General features: G+C 63.0%; 8 protein-coding genes and 1 rRNA gene. 3 read left to right on the forward strand and 6 right to left on the reverse strand.

Translation table 11 applies throughout. The features are described from left to right. Nucleotides 1–67: 67 nt before the first annotated feature. Nucleotides 68–1,258: a pyridoxal phosphate-dependent aminotransferase gene (locus VSR72_RS40460; protein WP_342957796.1), complete on the reverse strand. Its 1,191-nt coding sequence runs from the start codon at nucleotides 1,256–1,258 to the stop codon at nucleotides 68–70. A gap of 101 nt (nucleotides 1,259–1,359) precedes the next feature. Continuing rightward, the gene (locus tag VSR72_RS40465) at nucleotides 1,360–1,875 is read right to left on the reverse strand and encodes a putative toxin-antitoxin system toxin component, PIN family (RefSeq protein WP_342957797.1); all 516 of its coding nucleotides are present in this window, start codon (nucleotides 1,873–1,875) and stop codon (nucleotides 1,360–1,362) included. A gap of 64 nt (nucleotides 1,876–1,939) precedes the next feature. On the opposite strand from VSR72_RS40465, the gene yaaA reads away from it, so the two are divergent. Then, nucleotides 1,940–2,734: a peroxide stress protein YaaA gene (gene yaaA / locus VSR72_RS40470; RefSeq protein ID WP_342957798.1), complete on the forward strand. Its 795-nt coding sequence runs from the start codon at nucleotides 1,940–1,942 to the stop codon at nucleotides 2,732–2,734. A gap of 29 nt (nucleotides 2,735–2,763) precedes the next feature. Continuing rightward, entirely contained in the window at nucleotides 2,764–3,927 is a 1,164-nt protein-coding gene (locus VSR72_RS40475; protein ID WP_342957799.1) for a M14-type cytosolic carboxypeptidase, read from the forward strand. An 84-nt stretch (nucleotides 3,928–4,011) separates the two neighbouring features. Here the strand turns inward: VSR72_RS40475 and VSR72_RS40480 are convergent, their stop codons facing one another. The 4 genes from VSR72_RS40480 to VSR72_RS40495 all read right to left on the reverse strand — a co-directional run bounded on the left by VSR72_RS40480 (nucleotide 4,012) and on the right by VSR72_RS40495 (nucleotide 7,930). After that, nucleotides 4,012–4,686, reverse strand: a complete 675-nt coding sequence (locus VSR72_RS40480; RefSeq protein WP_342957800.1) for a hypothetical protein — start codon at nucleotides 4,684–4,686, stop codon at nucleotides 4,012–4,014. 212 nt (nucleotides 4,687–4,898) lie between these two features. Beyond that, nucleotides 4,899–5,573, reverse strand: a complete 675-nt coding sequence (locus VSR72_RS40485; protein WP_342957801.1) for an energy-coupling factor ABC transporter permease — start codon at nucleotides 5,571–5,573, stop codon at nucleotides 4,899–4,901. Nucleotides 5,574–5,583: 10 nt separating this feature from the next. Continuing rightward, the gene (locus tag VSR72_RS40490; protein ID WP_342957802.1) at nucleotides 5,584–6,519 is read right to left on the reverse strand and encodes a response regulator transcription factor; all 936 of its coding nucleotides are present in this window, start codon (nucleotides 6,517–6,519) and stop codon (nucleotides 5,584–5,586) included. Nucleotides 6,520–6,715: 196 nt separating this feature from the next. Continuing rightward, nucleotides 6,716–7,930, reverse strand: a complete 1,215-nt coding sequence (locus tag VSR72_RS40495; RefSeq protein ID WP_342957803.1) for a DUF2863 family protein — start codon at nucleotides 7,928–7,930, stop codon at nucleotides 6,716–6,718. A gap of 689 nt (nucleotides 7,931–8,619) precedes the next feature. Between VSR72_RS40495 and VSR72_RS40500 the strand changes: the two genes are divergently transcribed. Continuing rightward, a 16S ribosomal RNA gene (locus tag VSR72_RS40500) occupies nucleotides 8,620–8,723 on the forward strand; the annotation flags it as partial.

Here is an 8,723-nt window from a genome sequence, read left to right on the forward strand (position 1 = left end):
TGCACGTTATCGCGCGCGATGATCGGGAACACACTGCCGTTCGCGGATTCATCTCGCGCGAAGCACGTCAGAGCCGTGCGAGGCGCTCTAGCGCCGTCGCGAGCGTGCTTTCCTGCTTGGCGAAGCAAAAGCGCACGACGCCCGATTCGTGCGCCTCGTGATAGAACGCCGACACGGGAATGGCGGCCACACCGATTTCCGCGGTGAGCCACTTCGAGAATTCGGCTTCGGGCAGGTCGCTGATCGCCGAATAGTCCACGCACTGGAAGTAGGTGCCTTCACATGACAGCAGCTTGAAGCGCGTGTTGGCGAGGCCCGCGCGGAAGAAGTCGCGCTTCTTCTGATAGAACGCGGGCAGTTCCAGATACGGCTTCGGATCGCGCAGGTATTGCGCGAGGCCGAACTGCATCGGCGTGTTCACGGTGAACACGTTGAACTGATGCACCTTGCGGAACTCGGCCGTGAGCGGCGCGGGCGCGGCCACGTAGCCCACCTTCCAGCCCGTCACGTGATAGGTCTTGCCGAAGCTCGACACGATGAAGCTGCGCGCGGCCAGTTCCGGATAGCGCGCCACGCTCTCGTGCGGCTGGCCGTCGTAGACCATGTGCTCGTACACCTCGTCGGAGAGAACCAGCACGTTGGTGCCGCGCACGATCTCCTCGAGCTTTTGCATGTCCTCGGCGCGCCACACCGTGCCCGTGGGGTTGTGCGGCGTGTTGATGAGGATGAGGCGCGTTTTCGGCGTGATGGCCGCGGCGAGGCGGTCGAACGGAATCGCATAGTCGGGCGCCTCGAGCGTCACGAACACGGGCTTGCCGCCCGCGAGTTCGATCGACGGCAGATAGCTGTCGTAGGTCGGCTCGACCACGATCACTTCGTCGCCCGCATGCACGGTCGCGAGAATCGCCGTGAGCAGCGCTTGCGTGGCGCCCGCCGTCACGGTGATTTCGGTATTCGCGTCGTAGCGGCGGCCATACACATGCTCGATCTTGTCCGCGATCGCTTCGCGCAGCGCGGCGATGCCCGCCATCGGTGGGTACTGGTTGTGGCCCTCGCGCATGGCTTGCGCGACGGCGTCGACGATGCGCGTGTCGCAATCGAAGTCGGGAAAGCCCTGGCCCAGGTTCACCGCGCCCTTTTCGGCGGCAAGCGCGCTCATCACGGTGAAGATCGTCGTGCCGACGTTCGGCAGACGCGACGGAAAAGAGGGCGTGAGCAGGGTGTCCTGCGAATTCTGCGTGGGATGCGGTGCGTTCATGTCGCGGGCGGAAGTCAGACGTTGGGACAGGAAAGGTTGATTGTAGGCAAATCGGCGCGGCTGCGGTGGTGAGCCCGGGTGCGCGTGCTGTCTTCGCCTTGTCAGGCCTGCGCTGCTTGAGCGGCGTTTTGCACGCATTCGGCGACGAAGGCGTCGGGTGTCGCAATGCGAAAGCCGAAGTCGCGCGCCACGCGCTTCGCGAGCTTGAGCACCGCGCGGTCCTTTGAGACGAGCCACTGTGCGCCGCTTGCGCGCGCCAGTTCCAGGAACTTCTGGTCGTCGCGGTCGCGGCATTGGGGCAGGGGCCGTGCGTCGGCGGGAAGTTCGGGCAGCTCGATCACCGCCACTAGCCCGGACAGCGCAGCGAGGGCGTCCGCCTTCGCGACGCCGCGGCCGGCAAACTGCGGATAGTCGAGCACATGGGCCAGTTCGGCCCGGCAGCGTTCGTCGATCAGCGCCCGGATCGCGCCGCGCTCGAGCGCCTCGCGAATGGGGCGCGTGTGCGGGTCGTCGAACACGAGAATATCGAGCCAGACGTTCGAGTCGAGAACTATGGGGAGCGCCGGTGCGGCGGCGGGCGAAAGGGATGCTGCGGTTGGGGGCGTGAGGCCGGTCATTCGTGAATTCGCTACAATCGGGCTTTCGCCTTTGAACATCGGCACATCGTGCCTGCAAGCCTCTATGATAATCGTTCTGTCGCCGGCCAAATCGCTTGACTATGACACGCCGGCGCACATCGAAACCCACACCATCCCCGATTTCGTCGACGACGCAGCCGAGCTGATCGCGGGCCTGCGCCGTCTCTCGCCGCAGCAGATCGGTTCGCTCATGAGCATTTCCGACCCGCTCGCGCGCCTGAATTTCCAGCGTTACGCCGACTGGTCGAAGCAGTTCAGCCAGAGCAACGCGAAGCAGGCGGTGCTCGCATTCAACGGCGACGTGTACGAAGGCTTCGACGCGAAGTCGCTTTCGTCGGCGGATCTCGACTATGCGCAGCAGCATGTGCGCGTGCTCTCCGGGCTCTACGGTCTGCTGCGTCCGCTCGACCTGCTTCAGCCTTATCGCCTTGAAATGGGCACGCGCTTTGAAAACGCGCGCGGCAAGGATCTCTACGCGTTTTGGGGCGAGCGCATCACGCACGCGATCAATGCGCAGATCGAGCACAACCGCGCGAAAGCGGCGAAGAGCGCGAGCGTGCTGGTGAACTGCGCGTCGAACGAGTACTTCAAGGCCGTGAAGCCGAAGAAGCTCGCCGCGCCCGTCATTACGCCGGTATTCGAAGACTGGAAGGGCGGACGCTACAAGATCATCAGCTTCCACGCGAAGCGCGCACGCGGATTGATGGCGCGTTATGCCGTCGAGAACCGCGTTGCCGAGCCCGAAGGGCTCAAGGCATTCGACGTGGAAGGCTATGCATTCGATGCAGATGCATCGAACGATTCGACCTATGTATTTCGTCGGCGTATTGCCGAGTAAGTGAACAAGCGAGCCGGAAGGAAAAGACTATGACGATTGCCATCACCAGCCAGTTCGATGCGGGCGCGATCGAGGTTCTGTCGTGCGAGCGCGCCGACGACATTCGTCTGCGCGTGCGCGCAGACAACCAGTCCGAGTTCGCGCAATGGTTCTACTTCCGCGTCTCGGGTGTGCGCGGCGAGCGTTGCGTGATGACGTTCGAGAACGCGTCGGCCTGTGCGTTTCCAGAAGGCTGGCGCGACTACCAGGCCGCGGCGAGCTATGACCGCGTGAACTGGTTCCGCGTGCCGACCAGCTATGACGGCAAGCAACTCGTTATCGACCACACGCCCGACTTCGACAGCATCTACTACGCGTACTTCGAGCCGTATAGCGAGGAGCGTCACTCGGAATTCCTCGGTGCGCTTCAGCAACTGCCGCACGCCACGCTCACGGAACTCGGCCAGAGCGTGGAAGGCCGGCCTATGTCGCTGCTCTCGCTCGGCATGCCGGGCGACACCTCGCCTGACGGCAAGCCGAAGAAGACGGTATGGATCATCGCGCGCCAGCATCCGGGCGAGAGCATGGCCGAGTGGTTCGTGGAAGGACTCATCAAGCGGCTTGCCGGCTGGGGCGACTGGGCGGGCGATCCGGTCGCGCGCAAGCTGTACGACCGCGCCGTGTTCCATATCGTGCCGAACATGAATCCGGACGGCAGCGTGCACGGTAATTTGCGCACCAACGCCGTGGGCGCGAACCTGAACCGCGAGTGGATGGGTCCGGACGCGCAGCGCAGCCCCGAAGTGCTGGCCGTGCGCGATGCGATCGAAGCCACGGGCGTCGACCTCTTCTTCGACATCCACGGCGACGAGACGCTGCCTTATGTATTCGTGGCGGGCTCGGAAATGCTGCCGGGCTTTACCGATCAGCAACGCACGGAGCAGAAGGCGTTCATCGAGGCGTTCAAGGTGGCGAGCCCCGACTTCCAGGATCAGCACGGCTACGAGGCGAGCCGCTACCGCGAAGATGCGCTCAAGCTCGCGTCGAAGTACATCGGCCATCGCTATGGCTGCCTGTCGCTCACGCTCGAGATGCCGTTCAAGGACAACGCCAATCTGCCCGATGAGCGCGTAGGCTGGAATGGCGAGCGTAGCGCCGCGCTCGGCGCTGCGATGCTGCAGGCCATCCTGCATCACGTGGAGACGTTCGCGTAACGCGAGTGTGCGTCACACGGACATGTAGAAAGGGGGAAGCGGCCATGCCGTTTCCCCCTTTTTGCATCGAGAACAACGACGAGTTCAGGTAGTCGCCGTCTTCTTCTTTGAAGTCGTTTTCTTCGCGGTAGTTTTTGTCGTTGTCGATTTGCTGGTCGACTTCGTGCTGCTTGTCGACGACTTGTGGCTCGACTTGTTCGCGGGCGCCTTCTTCGAACCCTTGCCGGTGGCCTTCTTGGGCGAATGCTTGCCCTTTCCATGTGCGCCGCTCTGCGGCGCCGTGCTGCGCTCGCCATGCGCGCGCGCCGGCGGGACCGGATCGTTCCAGCTGAACGCGAGCATCTGCTGCCCGACATAGCCGCAGCGAAACTTCAGATCGTAGGGCGCGTTGCCGCTTTCCCTGGAAATGCCGATGCCGTCGACGGTCACGATCGTATCGACCTTCACGCGCTGCTTGCCTTCGTCGAACGAGTCGTTCCACGGCGTCACGCTCGCGTGTGCGCTGTCGAAAGAACTTGGCGGAAACTCGACGTGATCGAGTGCCGCCGACGTGCTTGCCACGAAATCGCCGTGCGCCGCGCAATCCGCGACTAGTGGGTCCGCGTGCATCTGGGTGACGAACTGATTGACGAGATCGTTGTGTCGATCGAGTTGATCGGCCTGCGCGGCTGGCGCGGCGATGAGCATGAGGCTCGCGGCGCACGCCGCCAGTTGACCGGCTACGAACAACAGCCGGCGGGATGCATGGTTGCAGTCCATCTATCTGCTTGCTAGGGGAAGAGGGGTGAGACGTCAGGCACGGTAAGATGCGGCGCAGCCCGGTTGAGTTCAATCTGGAAACAATTATTTTCTTCCGCCTGAACGGTGGGATCGACGCAGGCGCTGCTGTGTACGCGTCGACGGTCGATTGCGACGTGTCGTCGCGCCAGTTGCCGAGTTGCTGGCGGCTGCGCTATCGGCTGAAGCAGCGCTCAGGTTCGCGGGCCGCCCAGGCGATAGCGGCGCACGTCATAGGTGGTGACCCAGGCCGGGCGGTAGACGGCGATCAGCGCTGTTGCCATGCCAGTGAACCAGGCTTCGCCAGAGGCGAGCAGAAATACGCTGAATGCATAACCTGCGGGCACAGTAAGGGCCGATCCGCCGTTGAGCGCGACATGGGTGCCGAGCGCGAGATAAGCCGCCGCCGAAACGGCGATGGCCGGCGACACGAAGCCTTGGCCGACGATGAACATGAACAGGTTGCGCGGCAGCCACGCCGTGCAGGCGCGCTGCAGCAGCGTTGAAATCGCGACAGGGAACGCGCCGAATATCAGGAAGGTGAGGGCGATCCCTTCCCAGGGGGCGTCGAAGACGAGCGCGGCGAGTCCCACGACGACGCCCATGGCGACAAGCGCGAGCCCCCAGTCGAATAGCGTGACCACGAGCGTGGCGCCGAGCAAGTGCAGCACGGTGCCGTCTTCGAGCCACGCGTTGCTCGCCCACAGCACGGAGATCGCGACGACGATCGCGAGCCACACGTGCTGGAGCGTCGCGTCCTGCAGACGCTTGAAGGGGTTCTTCCACAACGCGAGCGCGAGCAGCCCCACGGTGACAACCCAGGCACCGATAGCAACCCAGAGCGGAAGCGGTGTAAATAGGAACCCCATGTGCTTCATATTACTCGTTGGACGGCAAGACGTGTGCGCGAGCGAGCACCAGGGCTTCCTCGTCCACGCTCTCGCTGGCCTCGTCGACCTCGGCGGGGCGCACCTGCTGCGCCGCGGCAGGGTCGCCATAGGGTGGCAGGGGCTCTGCGGCGATCGGCAGCGGCTCCACACTGTCGCCTGACAGCAACGGATAGCGGAACGGCAGACTCTCACGTGCGCGCAATGGCACTGGGCCGTGCTCGCCGTGCCTGGGCTTCGCCGGCCGCTCGTACTGCGCGCGCAGCACCTGCAACTGGTTCGCGAGCAATCCGTTATAGATCGCGACTGCCGCCGCCCGATTAGGCGCGCCGAGCTGCTGGAAGATGCTGGTTAGATGGACTTTCACCGTGCCCTCGCTGATGCCGAGCGCTCTCGCGATCATCTTGTTCGTATTGCCCATATGGACGCAGCGCAGTATCTGCTCCTGCCGTGGCGACAGATGGACCTTTGGACGCACTTTGCGGGCCTGCGCGGCGGCCTTGGCGTTGCGCCGGGGCGGTAAGGGCCACGGCGTGCACGGGCCGAGCACATCGGCCGGCAGATGATCGCCGCCGAGCATGATGAGCTCCAGAAACTTCACGATCAGGATGGAGTCCGTTGTGCGCCGGATGATGCCGCGGGCGCCTTCATCGATGAGCGCACGCACGGTCGCGGGCGTCTCTGCGCTGTCTACGAGGATGGCCACGGGCAGGCTGCGGTGCCGCATGACGAAGTGGCGCAATTCGCCGGCGCGAATACCGTCGTGCCAGTCGATCGCGATCAGGTTGGGGGTGAACCGTTGCATGGCGCGCTCAGCGCTGCGCCAGTCCGGCGCGTCATTGAAGCGTGCGCGACGGTCGATTTGTCTTAACAGCGCCTTGAGCCCTTCACGCCTTTCGGCGTCCGGATTGAGTACAACGAACCGCATGGATTTGCCCTCCTCTCGTTGACGGCCTCTCGAAATGTTGTGCAACGCGCACCGCTTCTAAACGGCGGTGAACCAGACCAACAGCACCATGATGACAAAAAGGTTGGGCGCTGGCGGCCTGTCCAAAAGGCATAAGACATAGGGCAAAAAAAAGTCCCGCACACAGGCGGGACCGGGTAGGAATTTTGGAATTGTCTTAGTGGAAGTGTGGCTGTACAGGCTCAGCATCTTCCGGCATCTCGGCGTGGACGATCTCGCCGAGCGGATCCGCATAGAGCGGCACGCCGCAGTCATCGCAATATTCCGGCTCGAAGCGGCCGGCGTGACGACGGATGTCGGTGATACCCGATTCCTTCAGCAGCGCAACGATCTCTTCGAGCGGACCGCTGCTGACATCCTCTTCGGTCGGTTCTTCGTCGATGTCGGCGTCGCCGTTCTCGCGGCCATAGAGCGGCCAGACCACGCCATACAGGACGTCATTGCTGCCGCGTTTGGTGAAGCCGATGCGGTATTCGTCGATACGGCGCTCGCCGAAGCCGGCGACTACGGCGCGCAAGTCCTGCGCGCCCGCGCCGATCGTGTCGAGCAGATAGCGCACGGCGGTGCGGATCGTGTGCGGGCGCACGCGCTCGTCGGCGTCGCGGCAGGCGGAGTAATAGGCGTCTGGCAGCAGGCACTCGAACTCACAGCCCGGCATGACGACGGCAAGGTTGGCGCCGCCCTGGGTGGCCCATTGTTCGAGGCATTGACCACGCTCAATGCGCGAGCCGTGCTCCTCTTCCTGCCAACGGAAAAGCGGCGCGCCGACAGGTGCGGCGACGACGGCGAGCAGGAAACGCGGATCGGCGAGGATCGGCGACGTTTCCGGCAGTTCGCCCGAGCTGATTTTCGCCGGTGCGCCGCTCAGCGCCGCCTGCGTAAGTTGTTGCGCGAGGCGCCAGGTTTCGACGTGGTGGCGCGGCAACTGGTCGATGCTGTAGAGATACGGGGCCATCGCCACGCGTGTGCCGTTCGCAAGCACGTGCGCCTGGAGATGGGTGCGCAGGGCATCGGCACCGTCGACCTTCAGCGGGCCCGAAGGGATGACATAGCGCGTCCAGGCCAGCACCGGCGCGGCGACGAGCAGGGCTTCGTATTGCGCGCCGTCGTGTTCGATGATGAACGATTCGCTGTGCGTCTCGGCCATATCGGCGAGTGCGCCGTAGGCGTCCGGATGGTTCTGCTGCAAGTGATCGAGCGCGGCGTCGAGCGTAGTCTGATTGCCGTTGCGCACGACCTTCGCTAGCAGCGTGTCGAGTTTGGCCTCCCAGAAACGATCTTCGGTGCGGCTGCCCGAGGCGAACAGGGCGAGCGAGAGACCGACGAGCTTGTCGGCGTCAGGAGGAAGGCGTTTGGCGATTCGCGAGCGCATAAATCTGTGAGTTGGGGTGCAGAGAACCCCATATTCTAGTCGGTTCCGTGCGCGCCATCGGATTGGGCAGCAGGGCCGCGTCGGACGGGCGTGGGTGCGGTGCGGGATCGTCGTTGCTGCGGGGCTGGAAGGCATCAGCCGGAAGGACTATGGCGACTGCTTATGGCGACTGCTATTTGGAGCAGGCGAACCGTGTTTAACCTGCCTTCGCTAGCCGTTCAAAAAACCGCTTGCAAGATGTCACTTGCATGACTAGAATTCCGGTCTTTCGCGCTTTCGATGAAGGCGCGGGGAGACGGGAAGCTTGAGGCGAAAGCCTTGTGGCGACTGGGTCTGCGGGTGATTCGAAGTTGAGCGGCAGGTTGAACGAAGTAAAAAAACCTGTTGACAGATCGCTAGACAGTCTTCATAATCTCGTTTCTCTGCTGCTGACGCAGCAACGTAGAAAGCGCCGGGTAGTTCGATGGTTTAACGGCGCTTTCGCGATCGATCTTTAAAAATTTACAGCCGATAAGTGTGGGCGCTTGATGCGGTGGCGGCCTGACCTTGTTCTCCGGAATGAAGTCGGGAGCAGCAAAAGTATCAAGAGTCTCACACTAAAGTAAGTCAGGTTTTTGAAGTAATTCAAATTCCTGTCAGCTTTGAGTGAGCGACCGGTTCTTAACTGAACCGAAAACAGTAACAGGTTTAAACTGAAGAGTTTGATCCTGGCTCAGATTGAACGCTGGCGGCATGCCTTACACATGCAAGTCGAACGGCAGCACGGGTGCTTGCACCTGGTGGCGAGTGGCGA

It is taken from the genome of Paraburkholderia sp. JHI869 (assembly GCF_038900775.1).
Taxonomy (GTDB): Bacteria; Pseudomonadota; Gammaproteobacteria; order Burkholderiales; family Burkholderiaceae; genus Paraburkholderia.

Excerpts from the sequence above, each read along its gene's own strand:
- VSR72_RS40485 (WP_342957801.1), bottom strand. The coding sequence starts at position 5,573 with ATGGGGTTCCTATTTACACCGCTTCCGCTCTGGGTTGCTATCGGTGCC.
- yaaA (WP_342957798.1), top strand. The coding sequence starts at position 1,940 with ATGATAATCGTTCTGTCGCCGGCCAAATCGCTTGACTATGACACGCCG.
- VSR72_RS40495 (WP_342957803.1), bottom strand. The coding sequence starts at position 7,930 with ATGCGCTCGCGAATCGCCAAACGCCTTCCTCCTGACGCCGACAAGCTC.
- VSR72_RS40460 (WP_342957796.1), bottom strand. The coding sequence starts at position 1,258 with ATGAACGCACCGCATCCCACGCAGAATTCGCAGGACACCCTGCTCACG.
- VSR72_RS40475 (WP_342957799.1), top strand. The coding sequence starts at position 2,764 with ATGACGATTGCCATCACCAGCCAGTTCGATGCGGGCGCGATCGAGGTT.
- VSR72_RS40490 (WP_342957802.1), bottom strand. The coding sequence starts at position 6,519 with ATGCGGTTCGTTGTACTCAATCCGGACGCCGAAAGGCGTGAAGGGCTC.
- VSR72_RS40465 (WP_342957797.1), bottom strand. The coding sequence starts at position 1,875 with ATGACCGGCCTCACGCCCCCAACCGCAGCATCCCTTTCGCCCGCCGCC.
- VSR72_RS40480 (WP_342957800.1), bottom strand. The coding sequence starts at position 4,686 with ATGGACTGCAACCATGCATCCCGCCGGCTGTTGTTCGTAGCCGGTCAA.